This window comes from Pseudomonas sp. GL-B-19 (assembly GCF_019956415.1).
Lineage (GTDB): Bacteria > Pseudomonadota > Gammaproteobacteria > Pseudomonadales > Pseudomonadaceae > Aquipseudomonas.
The window spans coordinates 115,919-135,015 of sequence record NZ_JAHBDK010000012.1; the positions used below are offsets into that span (position 1 = coordinate 115,919).

The window sequence follows — 19,097 nt, forward strand, 5'->3', positions numbered from 1 at the left end:
TATGAAATTTGCACAAACCGTGTTGGCTGCCTCGCTGGCGATGATCGTCGCCGCCCAGGCACACGCCGCTGTTTCGGCTCAAGACGCCGCCAAACTGGGCACCAGCCTGACCCTGGTCGGCGCTGAAAAAGCCGGTAATGCCGATGGTTCCATCCCCGCCTATGACGGCGGCTTGACCACGCCGCCGGCCAGTTTCAAGGCCGGTGACAGCATGCGTCCGGACCCGTTCGCTGCTGAAAAGCCGCTGCTGGTCATCGACGGCAAAAACGTCGATCAGTACAAAGGCCTGCTCAGCGCCACCACGGCGGAACTGGCCAAGCGTTTCCCGACCTTCAAAGTCGAGGTGTACCCGACTCACCGCACCGTCGCGCTGCCTAAAGCCATCCTCGACAACGGCGTGAAAAACGCCACCGGCGCCAAGTCCCTTGAAGGCGGCCTGGCCATCGACAACGTGCTGCCGGGCGTGCCTTTCCCGATTCCGCAATCGGGTAACGAAGCGATGTGGAACTTCCTGCTGCGCTATCAGGGTGTGAGCATCAACTCCAAGTACGACTCCTGGAACGTTGACTCCGCAGGCGTTCCAAGCCTGGCGACCACCGGGATGGCGTTCATTTCTTATCCGATCTACGAAAACCTGGCGCAGCCGATCAGCAGTGCTGACGTGTACTACCAGATGAAGTTGCAGTACACCGGCCCGGCGCGTCGTGCCGGCGAAGCGGTGATGCTCAAGGACGCCGCCAACCCGCTGCAACAACCACGTCGTGCCTGGCAGTACTTGCCTGGTCAGCGCCGTGTGAAGCTGGCACCGAACCTGGCCTACGACACGCCTAACCCAGGCACCGCCGGCGCCGGTACATACGACGACGTCTTCGTATTCAACGGTGCGCTGGATCGCTACGACTGGAAGTTGGTCGGCAAGCAGGAAATGATCGTGCCTTACAACACCTACAAGCTGACCTACGTCCAGGATCCGAAGTCGATCACGACTCCGAACCACCTGGCCCCGGACTTCGTTCGTTGGGAAAAACACCGTGTATGGGTCGTCGAGGGCAACCTCAAGGCTGGCGCTCGTCACATCTACCAGAAGCGTCGCTTCTACCTTGACGAAGACAGCTGGACCGCTTTGGCCTCGGATCAATATGACGCTCGTGGTCAGCTCTACCGTGGTTCGTTTGCCTTCCTCAGCCAAAGCTATGACAAGCAGGTCCCTGACTCCACTCCGTTCATGATCTATGACCTGGTGGGCGGTTCCTACAACATCAACGGTGTAGTCGGCCCGTACGGCGGCATCAAGTACATCGATCCGCTCTCCAAGGCGCAGTGGTCGTCGGAGTCCCTGGCGGGCGCCGGCATTCGCTAAGCAAACCGCAACAAAGCGTCCAACGGTCCACGGCCCACAAGGCCGTGTGACCGCGCGAGGGTCGGTGCAAGCCGATCATCGCGGCGACAGTTTTTAACGTCGGGCTGCACATTGCAGTCCCTGACGCGGTTTTCCCAAGAGGACGCGGTATGGGTTCGTACAAAAAGTACCTGCAGTTGGCGTTTGGCGCCGTGCTTGTCTTGTCGCAGGGCGTCACTCAGGCGGCCGGCTATATCGATGTGCTGGATCTGCCCGCCAAAGTCAGTGCGTTGGCAGTCAGCAGTCCGTTGTCCGGCATGACCCGCGCAGGCGACCGATTGGTAGCCGTCGGGCAGCGTGGACACATTCTCTATTCAGATGACAGCGGCAAACACTGGCAGCAAGCAGCTGTGCCAGTGAGTGCCGATCTCAGTGCTGTGAATTTTCCATCGGCCAGGGAAGGCTGGGCGGTCGGCAATGATGGCGTGGTGTTGCACAGCAGCGATGCTGGCGTGACCTGGCGCAAGCAATTGGACGGCCGTCAGATCGGTGAATTACTGGTCAAGCATTATGGTGCGTTGGCGAGTGCCGAACCTGACAACGAAGAATGGTCGCATTGGGCCGCCGAAGGCCAGCGACTGATGGAGCAGGGCGCGGACAAACCCTTGCTCGACGTCTGGTTTGCCAATGAGCAGGTCGGCTATGTGGTCGGCGTGTTCAACCTGATTCTGCGTACTGAAGACGGTGGCCAAACCTGGACCCCGTATCAGGACCGCACCGACAACCCGCAAGGCTTTCACCTCAACGCCATTGCCTCGACCGGTGACGGCTTGTACATCGCCGGCGAGCAGGGCCTGTTGCTCAAATGGGATGACGCCAGCCAGCGCTTCGCCGCCGTGCCGACGCCTTATCAGGGCAGCTTTTTCGGCGTGCTCGGCAAGCCAGGGGAAGTGCTCGTCTATGGCTTGCGCGGCAACGTATTGCGCAGCACCGACGGCGGCCAGAGTTGGACCGCGCTGGACAGCGGCCTGCGCATCAGTATCACCGCCGGCCTCATCGATGACCGTGGCGACTACCGCCTGTTCACCCTGGGTGGGCAGATGCTGGTCAGCCAGGGCACTGGCGCGCAATTGCACCTGGTTCAGCAACCCGTACCGACGCCGGTAGCCGGCGCCACCGAGGCCACCAACGGCTCGCTGGTGGTGGCTGGTTTGCGTGGTGCCTTGGCGCTGTCCGTCGATAAGACCTCGAACCCTTAAAGCGAGAACCCAGACATGGGCAATATAAAACAAGAAGCCATGCCGGTGATCCGCGACATGCGTGATTTCGACCGTCGCTCCGGCAACCTGCTGGAACGGCTGGTGTTTAACTACCGCCCTGTGTTCATGCTGATGATGGCGCTTGCCACCGTGGTGCTGGGCTTCATGGCGGTCACTCGTCTGGAGCTGCGTCCCAGCTTCGAAAAAATGATTCCGCAGAGCCAGCCGTACATCCAGAATTTCTTGGAAAACCGCCAGTCGCTGCGTGGTTTGGGCAACTCGGTACGCGTGGTGGTGGAAAACACCCAGGGCGATATTTTCGACCCTGAATACCTGGACGTGCTCAAGCAGGTCAACGATCAGTTGTTCCTCACCGAGGGCGTCGACCGGGCCTGGATGAAGTCGTTGTGGAGCCCGGCCGTGCGCTGGACCGAAGTCACCGAGGAAGGTTTCCAGGGTGGCTCGGTGATGCCCGACACCTACCAGGGCAACCCGGAAGAAATCGAGCAACTGCGCCAGAACATTTCCCGTGCCGGTATCGTCGGCAGCCTGGTGGCCAGCGACTTCAAATCCAGCATGCTGATCGTGCCGCTGATGGACAAGGCCTCGGCCACTGGTCAGAGCATCAATTACCATCAGTTCTCGCAGATGCTCGAAGAGCAGTTGCGCGACAAGATCGAATACGGCGGTGACAGTGCCGCGCGCAAGTCCGGCGAAGAAGGCAAGGGCCACTACAAGGTCCGGGTGATCGGTTTTGCCAAATTGATGGGCGACCTGATCGATGGCCTGATTCAGGTGATGATGTTCTTCGGCCTGGCCGTGATCACCTCGCTGATCATCATTTACGGCTACACCCGTTGCGTGCGCAGCACCCTGCTGGTGGTCGGCTGTTCGCTGATCGCGGTGGTCTGGCAGCTGGGCATCGTCGCCTGGCTGGGCTATGCCATCGACCCGTACTCGGTGCTGGTGCCGTTCCTGATCTTCGCCATCGGCGTGTCCCACGCCGCGCAGAAGATGAACGGCATCATGCAGGACATCGCCCGTGGCACCCACAAACTGATCGCCGCGCGCTACACCTTCCGCCGTCTGTTCATTGCCGGCGTCACCGCGCTGCTGGCCGACGCTGTGGGCTTTGCCGTGTTGATGCTGATCGACATTCCGGTGATCCAGGACCTGGCGATCACCGCCAGTATCGGTGTCGCGGTGTTGATCTTCACCTCGCTGCTGCTGATGCCGGTGGCGCTGTCGTATGTCGGCGTCGGCGCCAAGGCGGCCGAACGCGCCCTGAAGATCGACACCCGCGCCGACCGGCACAAAGGCTTCGGCAAATTGTGGGACGCACTCGACCGCTTCACCACCCGCAAGTGGGCTACCGGCGCGGTACTGGTCGCGCTGTTGATGGGCATCGGCGGCTTCATGGTCAGCCTGAACCTGAAGATTGGCGACCTGGAAAGTGGCGCACCGGAGCTGCGTGCCGATTCGCGCTACAACCGTGACAACGCCTACATCACCCAGCATTACGCGCTGTCCAGCGACCTGTTCGCGGTGATGATCAAGACTGCGCCGGAAGGTTGCCTGAACTACAAGACGCTGGTGCTGGCCGACCGTCTGGCCTGGGAACTGCAACAAGATCCGGGTGTGCGGGCGACGACGTCGCTGGTCAACGCCGTGCGGCAAATCACCGCCGGGACCTACGAAGGCAACCCCAAGCTCAACAGCATCCAGCGCAACCAGGACGTGCTGAACTACGCCGCGCAGCAAGCCTCGGTCAACTCCCCGGAGCTGTTCAACAACAATTGCTCGCTGATGCCGGTGATTGCCTTCCTCAAGGACCACAAGGCCGAAACCCTGGACTCGGTGGTCGCCATCGCCGACAAGTTTGCCAAGGAAAACAGCACCGAAGATCGCCAGTTCCTGCTGGCCGCCGGCAGCGCCGGTATCGAAGCGGCGACCAACATCGTGGTGCGCGAGGCGAATCACACCATGCTGCTGTACGTCTACGCAGCGGTGACCCTGTTCTGCCTGATCACCTTCCGCAGCTGGCGCGCGACGCTGGTCGCGCTGTTGCCACTGGTCCTGACCTCGATCCTCTGCGAAGCCTTGATGGTGGCCATGGGCATCGGCGTGAAAGTGGCGACGTTGCCGGTGATCGCGCTGGGGGTGGGGATCGGCGTGGACTACGCGCTGTACCTGCTGAGTGTGCAGTTGCATTTCCAGCGTCAAGGCTTGTCGCTGTCCGAGTCGTACCGTAACGCGGTGTCGTTCACCGGTCGCGTGGTTGGCCTGGTCGGCATCACCCTGGCGGCGGGCGTGGTGTGCTGGGTCTGGTCGCCGATCAAGTTTCAGGCGGACATGGGCATCCTGCTGACGTTCATGTTCCTGTGGAACATGCTCGGCGCACTGATCCTGATTCCTGCGCTGTCGTATTTCCTGCTGCGCGAAAAATCGCTGGAGACTCATCCAGCTGCGGATGACCTGGGGGTGCCTGCCAATGAAGCCGGCACCTCCCACGCTCCGCTTGTTCCTCATGCATTGACTACTCCTGAGTAAGTTCACTATGTCCGAATACAAAGCTCCCTTGCGCGACATGCGCTTCGTCCTCAATGAAGTCTTTGAGGTGTCCAAGCTATGGGCCAGTTTGCCTGGCCTGGCCGAGGTCATTGACGAAGAGACGGCTGCCGCGATCCTTGAAGAGGCCGGCAAGATCACGGGTGAAGTGATCGCACCGCTGAACCGCAGTGCCGACGAACAAGGCTGCACCTGGACCAACGGCGCGGTCACCGCGCCAGACGGTTTTGTCGCCGCGTATCAGGCGTTCGCCGAAGGCGGTTGGGTCGGCGTCGGTGGTGATCCGCAGTTTGGTGGCATGGGCATGCCCAAGGCGATTTCGGCTCAAGTCGAAGAGATGGTCAACTCGGCCGGCCTGTCCTTCGGCCTGTACCCGATGCTGACTGCCGGCGCGTGCCTGTCGATCAACGCCCACGCCAGCGAAGAACTCAAAGAACGTTACCTGCCAAACATGTACGCCGGCACTTGGACCGGTTCGATGTGCCTGACCGAGGCCCATGCCGGTACCGACCTGGGCCTGATTCGCACCCGCGCCGAGCCTCAGGCCGACGGCAGCTACAAGGTTAGTGGCAGCAAGATCTTCATCACCGGCGGTGAGCACGACCTGACCGAAAACATCATTCACCTGGTACTGGCCCGACTGCCGGATGCGCCGGCCGGCCCCAAGGGTATTTCCCTGTTTCTGGTGCCCAAGGTGCTGGTCAATGCCGACGGTTCCCTGGGCGAGCGCAACGCGCTGTCCTGCGGCTCCATCGAGCACAAGATGGGAATCAAGGCCTCCGCCACCTGCGTGATGAACTTTGACGGCGCCACTGGCTGGATCGTCGATGCGCCGAACAAGGGCTTGGCGGCGATGTTCACCATGATGAACTACGAGCGTCTGGGCGTAGGCATTCAGGGTCTGTCGCTGGGCGAGCGCTCGTATCAGAACGCCGTCGAATACGCCCGTGACCGTCTGCAAAGCCGTTCGCCAACGGGTGCACAGAACAAGGACAAGGTTGCCGACCCAATCATCGTCCACCCGGACGTGCGGCGCATGTTGTTGACCATGAAAGCCTTGAACGAAGGCGGTCGTGCGTTCTCCAGCTACGTGGCCCTGCAACTGGACACCGCCAAGTACAGCGAAGACCAGGCAACCCGCAATCGTGCGCAAGAGCTGGTGTCGCTGCTGACCCCGGTGGCCAAGGCGTTTCTGACCGACATGGGGCTGGAGACTACCATCCACGGCCAGCAGATTTTCGGCGGCCACGGCTATATCCGCGAGTGGGGCCAGGAGCAACTGGTGCGTGACGTGCGCATCACCCAGATCTACGAAGGCACCAACGGCATCCAGTCGCTGGACCTGGTCGGGCGCAAGATCGTTGGCAGTGGCGGGGCGCTTTACCGCTTGTTCGCCTCCGAAATTCGCGACTTCGCCGCCAACGCCAGCGAGGAACTCAACGAGTTCAGCAAGCCGTTGAACGCTGCCGTGGACACGCTCGACGAGTTGACCGCATGGGTGTTGGACCGGGCAAAAGCCAACCCGAATGAAATCGGCGCGGCCTCGGTCGAGTACCTGCAAGCCTTCGGTTACGTGGCCTACGCCTACATGTGGGCACTGATGGCCAAGACCGCCATCGGCAAGCAAGCCGAGGACGACTTCTACGTCAGCAAACTGGCCACCGCACGCTTCTACTTCGCTCGCCTACTACCGCGCATTCATTCATTGAGCGCTTCGGTCAAGGCCGGAAGCGAGTGCCTCTACCAACTGGACGCAACGCAGTTCTGATTGCCAGGCCCCCGCGACTCCCGGCACCGCGTCGGGAGTCGATTGCACCTGTGTGCACCGAGGGGCACTGAGCCAACAATAAAGGACCAGGAACTCTAATCATGATGGCGACAAAAATAATTCCGCCCGCCGAAGGCGCCTATGCCTACCCCTTGCTGATCAAGCAATTATTGCTGTCCGGTGTGCGCTACGAGCCGGGTCGGGAAATCGTCTATGCCGACAAACTGCGCTACAGCTACGAGACGCTCAACAAGCGGATTCGCAGACTGGCCAACGCCTTGACGGCAGCCGGCGTGAAAGCCGGTGACACCGTGGCGCTGATGGACTGGGACAGCCATCGCTACCTGGAATGCTTCTTTGCCGTACCGATGATTGGTGCGGTGTTGCATACGGTGAACATCCGTCTTTCTCCGGATCAAGTGCTCTTCACCATGAACCACGCCGAAGACGATCTGGTGCTGGTGCATGATGACTTCCTGCCTTTGCTCGAACAGATCCAGGGTCAACTCACGACCGTCAAAGGTTACCTGCAACTGACGGACGACACGGCTACCGAAACGTCGTTGCCGGTGTTGGGTGAGTACGAGCACCTGCTGTCCCAAGCGTCAGACCAATATGAATTCCCCGATTTCGATGAGAACTCGGTCGCAACCCTGTTCTACACCACCGGCACCACCGGCGACCCGAAAGGGGTGTATTTCACCCACCGCCAATTGGTCCTGCACACCTTGAACGCCGTCGGCACCCTGGGTGTCTATCAAGGCCAGCCGCTGCTGCGTTCCGATGACGTGTATATGCCCATCACGCCGATGTTTCACGTGCATGCGTGGGGTGTGCCGTATGTCGCCACCCTGATGGGGATCAAACAGGTGTACCCGGGCCGCTATGAGCCCAACACCCTGGTCAAACTTTATCGTGAGGAGAAGGTCACCTTTTCCCATTGCGTACCGACCATTTTGCAGATGATCCTGAACTGCGAAGCCGGGAAACAGACTCGTTTTGATGGCTGGAAAATGCTCCTGGGCGGCAGCGCGCTGACTCTCGGTATCGCCAGCGAAGCCAGCGCCAAAGGCATGGTGGTGCACAGCGGTTATGGCATGTCGGAAACCTGCCCGCTGCTGTGCCTGAGTTACCTGCGTGATGACGTGCTCAAACAACCCATGCAAGAACAATTGGCTACCCGCATCAAGACCGGCACACCGGTGCCCATGGTTGACCTGAAAATCATCGATGCCAGCGGCAACGATGTTGCCCATGACGGTGAGTCGTTGGGCGAAATCGTGGTCCGCGCGCCTTGGCTGACCCAGGGGTATTTGAAAGAACCCGAAAAGGGCGCCGAGCTCTGGCTCGACGGTTGGATGCACACGGGCGACATGGCTTCGATCGACCCGATGGGTGGCGTCGAAATCAAAGACCGCATCAAGGACGTGATCAAGACGGGCGGCGAGTGGATCAGCTCGCTGGAACTGGAGAGCCTGATCAGCGAACACGCCGCAGTGATGTCCGTCGCGGTCGTCGGCATCGTCGATGAACAGTGGGGCGAGCGGCCCATGGCCATGGTGGTGTGCGAGCCGGGGCAGTACCTCGACAAGCAGCTACTCGAAGCGCACCTGCTGACGTTTGTCGAGTGTGGGCGCATCAACAAATGGGCAATCCCCAAGCAGTTCAAGTTCGTCGCCGAGATCCCCAGGACCAGCGTCGGCAAAATCAACAAGAAGCTGATTCGGGAAACCGCGTCGAACTGACGGTTGAAACCGCTGGGTTCTAGCCTCCTGAGGTAGATAAACAAACGTGGCGTGAGGGAAACCTCACGCCACGTTTGCGTTTTAGCTTGCCTGTTGTTTGTGGATGCATATTTACGGATTTTCCCTACAGGCATCGCCTACTTCTCTGACTTCTTTCCTGACTGATCCCCTGCAAAGTCTCGCGCGCCCCATTTTCTGCGCGAGGGATTGCTCATGTTCGACCCGATTTTCCACTCCACTCCATGCCGTTCGGTGCGTTGATGACCCACATCGCCCGCATCGAGCAGGAACTCGACAGTTTTCCGCACACGCTGACGCTTTATCGCGAACAGTTGAAGGGTTGGTTTAACCAGAAGGCGGACCAAGCCAGCCGTGTGGCTGATTTGCCGTCGCTGATGGGCATGGAGCGGATCATCCGATTCGGTGATGCCAGCACCACGGTGAGCAGTGGCGACGACGAATTTTTCTCTACCGTCGTGCAGTGCTCGAAGGGTGGAAAGCTAGAGATCGAGAGCAAGTTCGAATCGGTTTACGACATCCCGTTGGGGAATATCTCGGTTGATGTGATTGCCATGGATGGCGGCGAGAGCAAGTCGATCACGCTCGATGAAAACGGTAAAGGGCAGTTTAAGGGGACCCCCGGCAAGTTCTACCGTGTTCATGTTCAGAGTGAAGTCACGCCGAAGCAAATCGACAAGCTTTTTGATTCTTATAAAGGCCTGAGCGCAGCGCTGGAGGGCTGGCTGCGCAGTGAGTGGGCAGGGTTTAAGCCGCAATGGTCACAGTCGACATTTGCGGCCGCCGGGAACGGATTGCTGGCGGGAGGTTGGGCCGCGGTCATGGGTGTTTGGGATGGTCTGAGCCTTGTCTTTGACATCCTTAAAAATCCTGGTGCTCACCTTGAACAGCTTGGTAGCAGTGCGCAAAAACTCATCGAGCTGGCGGAGCGATCCCCTGCCGCGATGGAAAAAGCCATGCTGCTGGCAAGTGATGAAGCGGCGCTTTGTCTGCTGTTTCGTGCCGCGAGTATGTGGCTTTCAGCGTTACCACCTAGCGAAATTGCTGGTAACTCGGCGGAAGTGGCCAGTCACGTCATCGTTACAGTGCTGATCGATATTCTGATTGCGTCGGCGCTGGCTTTTACGGGTATCGGTGTGCCCGCAGCCGTAGCCTATCTGAAGCTTCGTGGCATCAAGTACGGGATGGTGTTGGCGGGTCTCGCGATACGTTTCGTCGAGGCGACTTTCAGCATCCTCACGACCTTCATGAAGTACGTCGACCAGTACAAAGCCGTCGCCGCGCGCGGTGTCGCGGCAGGTCTGAAAAAAGGCCGGATGCAGTTGCGCTGGGATGCCAAGCGCAACACCACCCTCAAGCAAAACGAACACCACGACAACGTCCCGGATCAGGCGACAAACCCCAACGGCGACAGTGCCGATTCCGCCAACAAAACCGCCACCAACAAATGCCCGGTGTCGATGGTCACCGGCGAAGAACTGCTGACCCTCACCGACGGTTCGCTGGGCGGCCTCCTGCCGTTCGACTTCACCCGGCTTTATCGCACCAGCGCCGCCGAGATCGACTGCGGCCTCGGGTTTGGCTGGAGCCATTCCTTATCCCATTGCCTGGAAATCGACGGCGACACGGTCATCTGGATCGACCACGAAAACCGTCGCACTACATTCCCGCTGCCGTCCGCCGAACGCCCGGCCATTCACAACAGCCTGTCGCGCGCCGCGATTTATCTCGGGGCTGAACCCGAAGAATTGATCCTCGCCCGGGCCGGTGACGACGCGCGGTTTTATCACTTCCGTAACGGTCGATTGACCACGATCAGCGACGCCTACGACAACCGCCTGCGCATCAGTCGCGACCGCCAGGACCGCATCCAGCGCCTCAGCAACGGCGCAGGCCGCGCCTTGCGCTTGCGCTATGAACGCAGCCATTTGGTCGCCATCGACTATCAGGTCTTTGTCCCGGCGCAGACCCTCGAGGCGTGCTGGAAGACTGAGCAAACCCTGGTCAGTTACGCCTACGACGAACGCGCGCAACTGATCGAAGCGAGCAACGCCGCCGGCGAAAGCGAACGCTACGACTACGACGACCAGCACGTCATTCTCCAGCGGCAACTGGCCGGTGGCGCGAGTTTCTTTTGGGAGTGGGAACGGTCCGGCAAAGCGGCGCGTTGCATCCGCCACTGGGCGTCGTTTGCGCAGATGGACGCACGCTATGTCTGGGATGACGCGGGCAGCGTCACCGTGCACAACCTCGACGGCAGCGAAGAAGTTTACGTCCACGACGACCAGGCGCGGCTGGTGCGCAAGGTCGAACTGGATGGCGGCGAACAGCTCAAGGCCTACGACGATCAGGGGCGGCTGGTTGCCGAACAGGACCCGCTCGGCGCCGTCACTGAATACCGCTACGACGAAGTCGGACGGCTGGTGGCGCTGATTCCGTCAGAAGACGAGCCGACGGCCTACGAGTACCGCAACGGTTTCCTGCACGCACGTTATCGCGGCAAAGCCGTGTGGACCTGGCAGCGCAATGCGCAGGGCGATGTCACCGAGGCCATCGATCCTGACGGTCAGGTCACCCATTACCACTACGACGCCAAAGGTCAGCTGCTGTCGATCCGTTACCCGGACACCAGTCGACATGTGTTCGTCTGGAACGCATTGGGGCAGCTGGTTGAGGAAACGTTGCCGGACGGTGGGCAGCGGCGGTTTTCCTACGATGCCTTGGGGCGGCAGCTTACCCGTCAGGACGAACACGGTGCGGTCACGAAGTCGCAATGGGATGCCGTTGGCCGACTGATCCAGACGATCCTTCCCACTGGGGCGAGCCGCGCCTACAGCTACAACGCCTACAGCAAAATCACCGCCGAACGCGACGAACTCGGCCGCATCACGCGCTACGAATACCTCGACGACCTGCACCTGGTCAGCCGCCGCCTCAATGCCGACGGCACCCAGCTGCAATACCGCTACGACAACGCGCAGCTGCTGCTCACGGAAATCGAAAACGAATCCGGCGACAAATATCGACTGGACTACACCCCCGGTGGATTGATCCGACAGGAAACCGGTTTCGACGGCCAACGCACGGCCTACGCCTACGACCTCAATGGCCATCTGCTGGAGAAAACCGAATTCGGCGCTGACGGTTCGCAGCTGATCACCGCTTACGAGCGGGATGCGGCGGGGCGGTTGCTGGTCAAAACCCTGCCCGACGGCATCCAGGTCAAATACCGCTACGACAGCCTCGGTCGGCTGATTGGCGTCGACGACGGCCACGACCATCCGCTGGAATTCGAGTACGACCCACAGGACCGGCTGATCACCGAGCATCAGGGCTGGGGCACCCTGCGCTATGGCTACGACGCCTGCGGCCAACTCAAGCGCCTGCGCCTGCCGGACGGCAGCAAACTCGACTACCACCACGCCAAGGGCGGCGCACTCACCGCCATCGACCTCAACGGCGCACGGCTCACCACTCACCAGTTCGCCTTTGGGCGCGAGCAGCAACGCCAGCAAGGCCAGTTGCTCAGCGAATATGCCTACGACGATCAGGGCCGTCTGAAGGCTCAGGCGGTCAGCCAACAGCAGCAACCGCTGTATCGCCGCGACTATGCCTACAGCGCTAACGGCAATCTCGACAGCCTCGCCGACACCCGCCACGGCCAGCGCAACTACACCTACGACCCACTCAACCGCCTGACCCGCGTCCGCCACACCCGCGACGACCCGCCGGAAACCTTCGCCCACGACCCGGCCGGCAACCTGCTGATGCAGGACCGCCCCGGCGCCGCGAAAGTGCTGGGCAATCGCCTGCTCCTGCAAGGCGACCGCCATTACGACTACGACGCCTTCGGCAACCTCATCCGCGAACGCCGCGGCACCGCACAAAAACTCGTCACCGACTACCGCTACGACTGCCAGCACCGCCTGGTCGGCGTCACCACCCCGGATGGCCGCTGCGCCAACTATCGCTACGACGCCTTCGGCCGCCGCATCAGCAAAACCATCGACGGCCACACCACCGAGTTCTTCTGGCAGGGCGACAACCTCGTCGCCGAAAGCAGCCGCGAACACTACCGCAGCTACGTCTACGAACCGGGCAGCTTCCGCCCGCTGGCGATGCTCGACGGCAAAGGCCCGCGCAAGGCTTGCCCGTTTTACTACCAACTCGACCACCTCGGCACACCGCAGGAACTGACCGATTTTGGTGGCGAGATTGTCTGGTCGGCGAAGTACAACGCCTACGGCAAGGTCACGCACCTGGCGTTGGGCGGGGGCGAGGAGCTTGAACAACCGTTGCGCTTTCAAGGGCAGTATTTCGACGCCGAGAGCGGCCTGCACTACAACCGGCATCGGTACTATGATCCGGATGTTGGACGGTATCTGACGCCTGATCCGATCAAGTTGGCGGGTGGGTTGAATCAGTACCAGTACACGCCGAATCCGACGGGGTGGGTTGATCCGTTGGGGTTGAGCGGGAACTGTCCGCAGTCGGGTAAGTCTGGGTGTCAGGCGCCGGATGATACGACTGGCGTTAAGGTTGATGAGGGTGAGCCGGCGCTGCCAAAGCTGACAGGTGATCAGCGAAGGGCGCGGATTGATGAACTAGCGGAAGCGAATGCGAAGCGGCGTGTTACGGAAATGGAAGAAAAATATGACATGCACACAGTCAAAAAACACAGCTCAGAAATATCTGACCAAGCGCTCAAACAACGAGCAGTTAATGGTGCCGATCCTCATACCGGTGAGGTTGCGAGAGGCGCTAGAGGGAACTTGAGCTCTCAATTCAGAAACTGGCGTATGCATTTGGGAGCATTGAATAAAGCTATGACAAGGGAAGTGTTAGGTTTGAGCCCGCATACAGGGAAGGATCACAATAATTACCCGATTGTAAGGATGGAGCTACCTGGGGCTGGGCGTGGTTATAAACCAAACAGGAGAGACGCTCGCAACCCAACACTAAATGAAGATTTGAATTGGTTTGAAATTAAGTTCGATAAGGACAATGTGCGTCGGCCTTTTACAGGTTTTCCTGCGGAGAGCAAATAATGTTGCGAGATCCATTTTCAAACGAAGAGTTCCAGCCCGATTTGATGTGGTTTATTGGCGTCTTTGATGTTTATGATCGCGAGGAAACTCGGGGTGTGGAGCTGGAAGTATTTAATCCTAATGATCGCTTTGACAGAGCGGAGCTGATCAAAAGATACAGCTTGAATCTAGGTTATCTGTCCTATCGACATAAGCTCGTGCTGCTGGATTTTCTTGCGGAAAAGCTAAGCGATGCGTCTTATGATTTTCAGAGTTTGTTTGATATAAACGAAGAAGATGCGGGGAGTTGGCCGCGTGGCGAGTGGTATGCATTGGAGGATTCCCGTGGATTTCTTCAAGATGTCTATTTGTTGGCTCAGGAGGCCTGGAAGGAAGACCTTCTTAAAGCGAGTCTTGAGGATCGGGCCAACTGGTGATGGAGCAGGTGGCGGCTGTCAATCTGGAATCCCACGCATCGGCATTCTCAATGCCAATCGCCAGCACTACGGCATGTTTAAGTTCTTTTTAACACAATCGTTATTATTACGAAATTTCTGGACAAGTTCGTCGGAAGTTTCCTTCAACCTGCAGCGGTTTCCATGAACTGGTGTGAAGTGAGATCCATGGATAGTCTATGGCTGTCGCTGCAAATGCAGCGGCAGGGTGTAGGAACCCTTACTCCAACGTGCATCAGTACTGTCGATTGATTGCGGCGCTTATATCGAGTCCGTAATATCCTTCGCGGCGGCTGTGTGCGGGACACGTTTCGACGTGGCTGAGTTGGAGTATCTCAGTTTCCTACTCCCGCGCACGGCTGCCACCCAAGCCCGTAGGAAAGGCCGTTGGTAGCTTCAAATACATACTCCAAGGTCTCTAAAAAATGAAAACACTTCACCCCGATCCACCCTATGAAAAACCAACCCCCCACCCCAACAACCGCTTCATGGCCCTCACCAGCAACTGCACCGACATGCCCACGCTGTTCGTCGATACCCACGCTCCGCTCGATGTTTTGTATGACGCCGCCAACTATCGAATTCGTGCCGTCACGCAGGTGCTGGAAAACATGTCGATGCGAGGTTCGGTTGAGTGTGAGTCGTTCATCCTTAGTGATTTTGCGATGCTGTGCGCCATTCCATTGCGGGATGGATGCGACGTGCTGGATGTGATTGGGCGGCGGTTGCGGGCACGGCCTTCGGAGTAACTCCGCTGAATGATCGTTCCCACGCTCTGCGTGGGAATGCAGCCCCTGACGCTCTGCGTCAAATCGGTGCCCGGCTCGACGCCGGAGGTGTGACTGGAACGCGGAGCGTCCCTGGAGGCATTCCCACGCGGAGCGTGGGAACGATCATCGGCTCGTCTTCAGCGCACCAAATAAGTGCGCAAGAAGTGGTCATCAATCGATTGGTGCCACTTCTTGGTGCGCAAACACGCTCAGAGCTGGTAGGCCGGTACCTGTCCGAGGTGGTTGTCCTGCACGCCAGCCATCAGGTGCAGTGGAATATGCGGTTGTTCTTCCAGGCAAGGGACTTCGAAGCCACCCACAATGTGCACGTGCCGCTCAATCAATCCGGTCGACTCTTGTACCTTTGTTTTAGCCATTCTCGCGTGGTTCGCTGCGATTTCACTGAGGGTTGACACGTTAAATCTCCGGGTGACTCACCAAGCGTTGCGCTGGGGTCCTTAATTATTAATTTGATTGTTGCCGCGTCAGAATTACGTCGTTTCCGTGCGGCTACGGCCGGCCTGTGCAATCCCCGCGCCAGACACTTGGAGCATTTGCGTCCAGGGTTTCCCCATACGACGAATGGTTGTAGTGCACGCAAATTTGGCGATGGCATGACGGTTTTATATTCAAAAAAGGAATAAATAGATAATTATTTATTCCTTTTGTTGTTTGTGCCGGTGGTGCACTTTGAGGGCCTGCGCATCCGAACGGATACGCCCGCCATCAGACAGGAAACCTCATCATGACCATCAAAGCGATCAACGTCCGTAATCAGTTCAAAGGCGTCATCAAGGAAATCGTCCAGGGCGAAGTGGTGTCCGAAATCGACGTGCAAACCGCCTCTGGAATTGTTACCTCAGTGATTACCACCCGCTCGGTGCGTGACCTCGAATTGAAAGTGGGCAGCGAAGTGATTGCCTTCGTCAAATCCACCGAGGTCTCGATCGCCAAGCTCTGACCCCGACAGTCAGTTCAGCCAAAACGCACTTTGTAGCAGCTGGCGAAGCCTGCGTCCGGCTGCGCAGCAGTCGTGAAACCTGAGTTTGCGAGGTCTTCCTGACACGCCGCATCGTCTGATTTCACGACTGCTGCGCAGCCGGACGCAGGCTTCGCCAGCTGCTACGGACTGTGTCATTCCTTAACTTATCGGCATTAGAGGCTCAGTCACCTTGAGGTTTTCATGACGACACCTTTCAAGCGCAACGCATTGACCCTGTTGGCCACTTCCGTGGCGGCGCTGAGTGCGTTACTCAGTCCTGTCGTTCAGGCCGAAGGCAAAATCAGCATTGCCCAGCAATTTGGTATCGGTTACCTGATTCTGGATGTGGTGCGCGACCAGCAGCTCATCGAGAAACATGGCAAGGAGCAGGGCCTCGACATCAAGGTCGACTGGAACAGCATCTCGGGTGCCACCGCAATGAACGAAGCGTTGCTGGCCGGCGTGCTGGATGTTGTCTCGGCAGGCGTGCCGCCGATGTTGACGATCTGGGACCGGACCAAGGGCAAACAGAACGTCAAGGCCATCGCTTCACTGGGGTCGATGCCCAACTACCTGCTGACCAATAATCCGAACGTAAAAAGCCTCAAGGACTTCACCGAAAAGGACCGCATCGCGGTGCCGGCGGCGGGGGTAGGGTTCCAGTCGCGCACTTTACAGATCGAAACGGCCAAGCAGTTTGGCGCGGACAATTTCAAAAAGTTTGACGACATCTCGATCAGCTTGGCCCATCCCGATGCGACGTCGGCGCTGATTGCTGGCGGTTCGGAGATCAACTCACATTTTTCCAGCCCGCCGTTCCAGTACCAGGAACTGCAAAGTCCCAACGTGCACAAGGTGCTGAGTTCCTACGACGTGCTGGGTGGCCAGGCCACGTTTAATGTGCTGTACACCACTGAGAAATTCCACGACGAAAACCCGAAAACCTATAAGGCGTTTTACGCGGCGCTGGCCGAGGCCGAGAAAATCATCAAGGCCGATAAGTCGGCGGCAGCCCAGACCTATATCCGTGTGGAGCAATCGAAACTATCCTTACCCTTGGTTGAGAAGATCGTCGCCGACCCCGAAATCGACTTTACTGTGGTGCCACAGCGAACCTATATCTACGCCGAGCAACTGCAGGCGTTAGGTGTGCTGAAAAACAAGGCTGACAGTTGGAAAGATTACTTCTTTGAGGAAGCACATGGCGGTGCAGGCAGTTGAGAAAAAATCGCACATCATGCAAACACCGACCTATCAACTACTGGAAGTCGCCCACGGCAAACCGATCAAACTCTGGACCGAAGGCGTCCCGGTAGAAAACGAAGCCAGGCAACAGTTGATCAACACCGCGAAGATGCCGTTCATCTTCAAACACCTGGCGGTTATGCCTGACGTCCATCTGGGCAAGGGCTCGACCATCGGCAGTGTGATTCCGACGGTGGGCGCGATCATTCCGGCTGCCGTCGGGGTCGACATTGGCTGCGGCATGATCGCCGCATGCACCACGCTGACGGCGGCTGATTTACCCGACAACCTGCACGGCTTGCGCTGTGCCATCGAAAAAGCGGTGCCCCACGGCCGCACCATGGTTCGTGGCGCTCGGGACAAAGGTGCCTGGGACAGTGTTCCGAAACAGGCCAATCAGGCCTGGGCCGCACTGGATTCACGCTTCAAGGCGATCACCGCCAAGTACCCGAAACTCGCCAACACCAATAACCGCGTGCACTTGGGTACGTTGGGCAGCGGCAACCATTTCATTGAGGTGTGCCTGGATGAGACCAACCGGGTCTGGTTCATGCTGCACAGCGGTTCACGCGGGGTCGGTAACGCCATTGGCAACCTGTTCATTCAACTGGCCCAGGCCGACATGCGCCAGCACCTCGCCAACTTGCCGGACCGTGACCTGGCCTACTTCAACGAAGGCAGCCGCCACTTTAATGACTACGTCGAAGCCGTGGGCTGGGCCCAGGACTTCGCCAGACAGAACCGTGCATTGATGATGCAATCGGTGATTCAGGCGACACGCAAAGTGATCAGCAAGCCCTTTGAGGTGGCGCTGGAGGCGGTCAACTGCCACCACAACTACGTGCAAAAAGAGCGGCACTTTGGTCAGGACATACTCGTCACCCGCAAGGGCGCGGTGTCGGCGAAGAAGGGCGAGTTGGGGATTATTCCCGGATCGATGGGCGCGAAAAGCTTCATCGTCCGCGGGCTTGGCAATGAGCAATCGTTCTGTTCCTGCAGCCACGGCGCCGGCCGCACCATGAGTCGCACCAAGGCGAAAAGCCTGTTCACCGTCGAAGACCAGATCCGCGCCACCGCCCACGTCGAGTGCCGCAAAGATGCGGCGGTCATCGATGAAATCCCGATGGCCTACAAGGACATCGACCACGTCATGCACGCCCAGCGCGAACTGGTGGAAGTGCTGCACACCCTGCGTCAGGTGGTGTGCGTAAAGGGCTGAGCCCTTCGGCAATAGTGAGTCAGGCCAGAAAACCCAGCTATTTCAGGCTAATGCCGATCAGTTAAGGCGTTGAACGCAGCAATCCTTGTGGGAGCGAGCCTGCTCGCGAAGACGGTGGCACAGTCAACACTTGCGTTGCCTGACAATCCGCCATCGCGAGCAGGCTCGCTCCCACAGGTTTTACGCCTTAACTGATCGGCATTAGCCATTTCAGGTTGGGCTTTTTCATGCCTGACGGTCACTGATCCTTCTCGCAATTGACCATCCACGACACACCAAAACGGTCCACCAGCATGCCGAAACGCGCCGCCCAAAACGTCTGTTCCAGCGGCATTTGCACGGTGCCGTCTTTCGACAAGGCCGCGAAGACGCGTTCAGCTTCCGCGATGCTGTCGACATTCAGCGATACCGAAAAACCGGCCATATCATCGACAGGACGATCCGGAGTGGTGTCGGACCCCATGATGGCCTGATCCCCCACGACGAGTCGGGTGTGAATGATCAGGTTGTGAAGATCCGTCGGCACGTGTTCGCCGGCCGGCGTCTCGCCGAAGGTCATCATGGCTTCGATCTTGCCGGGCAAGCTTTGGGCATAGAAGGTGAAGGCCGCTTTACAGTCGCCGTTGAAGATCAGGTAGGGATTGATTTTCATGATTTGCTCCCGGTAGCGAAGGAAGCCGAACGAGGTTGGATTAACCGTCA

The 19,097-nt window shown here is 58.8% G+C and carries 13 protein-coding genes; 11 read left to right on the plus strand and 2 right to left on the minus strand.

All coding sequences use genetic code 11. The features are described from left to right. Position 1: 1 nt before the first annotated feature. From KGB06_RS02315 to KGB06_RS02350, 8 genes are all read left to right on the plus strand, one after another. Entirely contained in the window at positions 2 to 1,360 is a 1,359-nt protein-coding gene (locus KGB06_RS02315) for a DUF1329 domain-containing protein (protein WP_223511599.1), read from the plus strand. Positions 1,361 to 1,509: 149 nt separating this feature from the next. Beyond that, on the plus strand, positions 1,510 to 2,598 hold the full coding sequence (locus tag KGB06_RS02320; protein WP_223511600.1) for a WD40/YVTN/BNR-like repeat-containing protein: 1,089 nt from the start codon (positions 1,510 to 1,512) through the stop codon (positions 2,596 to 2,598). A 15-nt stretch (positions 2,599 to 2,613) separates the two neighbouring features. Next, positions 2,614 to 5,148: an efflux RND transporter permease subunit gene (locus KGB06_RS02325; protein WP_223511601.1), complete on the plus strand. Its 2,535-nt coding sequence runs from the start codon at positions 2,614 to 2,616 to the stop codon at positions 5,146 to 5,148. Positions 5,149 to 5,155: 7 nt separating this feature from the next. Then, positions 5,156 to 6,934 carry an acyl-CoA dehydrogenase C-terminal domain-containing protein gene (locus KGB06_RS02330; RefSeq protein WP_223511603.1) on the plus strand — a complete coding sequence of 593 codons (1,779 nt, stop codon included), beginning with the start codon at positions 5,156 to 5,158 and terminating at the stop codon, positions 6,932 to 6,934. Positions 6,935 to 7,035: 101 nt separating this feature from the next. Next, positions 7,036 to 8,679 carry a fatty acid--CoA ligase gene (locus KGB06_RS02335; protein WP_223511605.1) on the plus strand — a complete coding sequence of 548 codons (1,644 nt, stop codon included), beginning with the start codon at positions 7,036 to 7,038 and terminating at the stop codon, positions 8,677 to 8,679. Positions 8,680 to 8,939: 260 nt separating this feature from the next. After that, positions 8,940 to 13,745: an RHS repeat-associated core domain-containing protein gene (locus KGB06_RS02340; protein WP_223511607.1), complete on the plus strand. Its 4,806-nt coding sequence runs from the start codon at positions 8,940 to 8,942 to the stop codon at positions 13,743 to 13,745. Further along, entirely contained in the window at positions 13,745 to 14,161 is a 417-nt protein-coding gene (locus KGB06_RS02345) for a hypothetical protein (protein WP_223511608.1), read from the plus strand. The genes KGB06_RS02340 and KGB06_RS02345 overlap by 1 nt, the downstream gene beginning before the upstream one ends. A 443-nt stretch (positions 14,162 to 14,604) precedes the next feature. Beyond that, positions 14,605 to 14,928: a hypothetical protein gene (locus tag KGB06_RS02350; RefSeq protein ID WP_223511610.1), complete on the plus strand. Its 324-nt coding sequence runs from the start codon at positions 14,605 to 14,607 to the stop codon at positions 14,926 to 14,928. Between the two features lie 230 nt (positions 14,929 to 15,158). On the opposite strand, the gene KGB06_RS02355 is transcribed toward KGB06_RS02350, so the two are convergent. After that, the gene (locus tag KGB06_RS02355) at positions 15,159 to 15,365 is read right to left on the minus strand and encodes a hypothetical protein (protein WP_223511612.1); all 207 of its coding nucleotides are present in this window, start codon (positions 15,363 to 15,365) and stop codon (positions 15,159 to 15,161) included. 329 nt (positions 15,366 to 15,694) lie between these two features. On the opposite strand from KGB06_RS02355, the gene KGB06_RS02360 reads away from it, so the two are divergent. From KGB06_RS02360 to KGB06_RS02370, 3 genes are all read left to right on the plus strand, one after another. After that, entirely contained in the window at positions 15,695 to 15,910 is a 216-nt protein-coding gene (locus KGB06_RS02360; protein WP_027921432.1) for a molybdopterin-binding protein, read from the plus strand. Between the two features lie 222 nt (positions 15,911 to 16,132). Continuing rightward, positions 16,133 to 17,152, plus strand: coding sequence for an ABC transporter substrate-binding protein (locus KGB06_RS02365; RefSeq protein WP_223511614.1), 1,020 nt, complete (start codon positions 16,133 to 16,135; stop codon positions 17,150 to 17,152). Positions 17,153 to 17,168: 16 nt separating this feature from the next. Then, complete coding sequence (locus KGB06_RS02370; protein ID WP_223511642.1) at positions 17,169 to 18,395, plus strand: RtcB family protein; 1,227 nt, start codon at positions 17,169 to 17,171, stop codon at positions 18,393 to 18,395. Positions 18,396 to 18,633: 238 nt separating this feature from the next. On the opposite strand, the gene KGB06_RS02375 is transcribed toward KGB06_RS02370, so the two are convergent. After that, positions 18,634 to 19,047 (minus strand): VOC family protein, encoded by a 414-nt coding sequence (locus KGB06_RS02375; RefSeq protein ID WP_223511616.1) that lies wholly within the window; start codon positions 19,045 to 19,047, stop codon positions 18,634 to 18,636. Positions 19,048 to 19,097 lie beyond the last annotated feature (50 nt).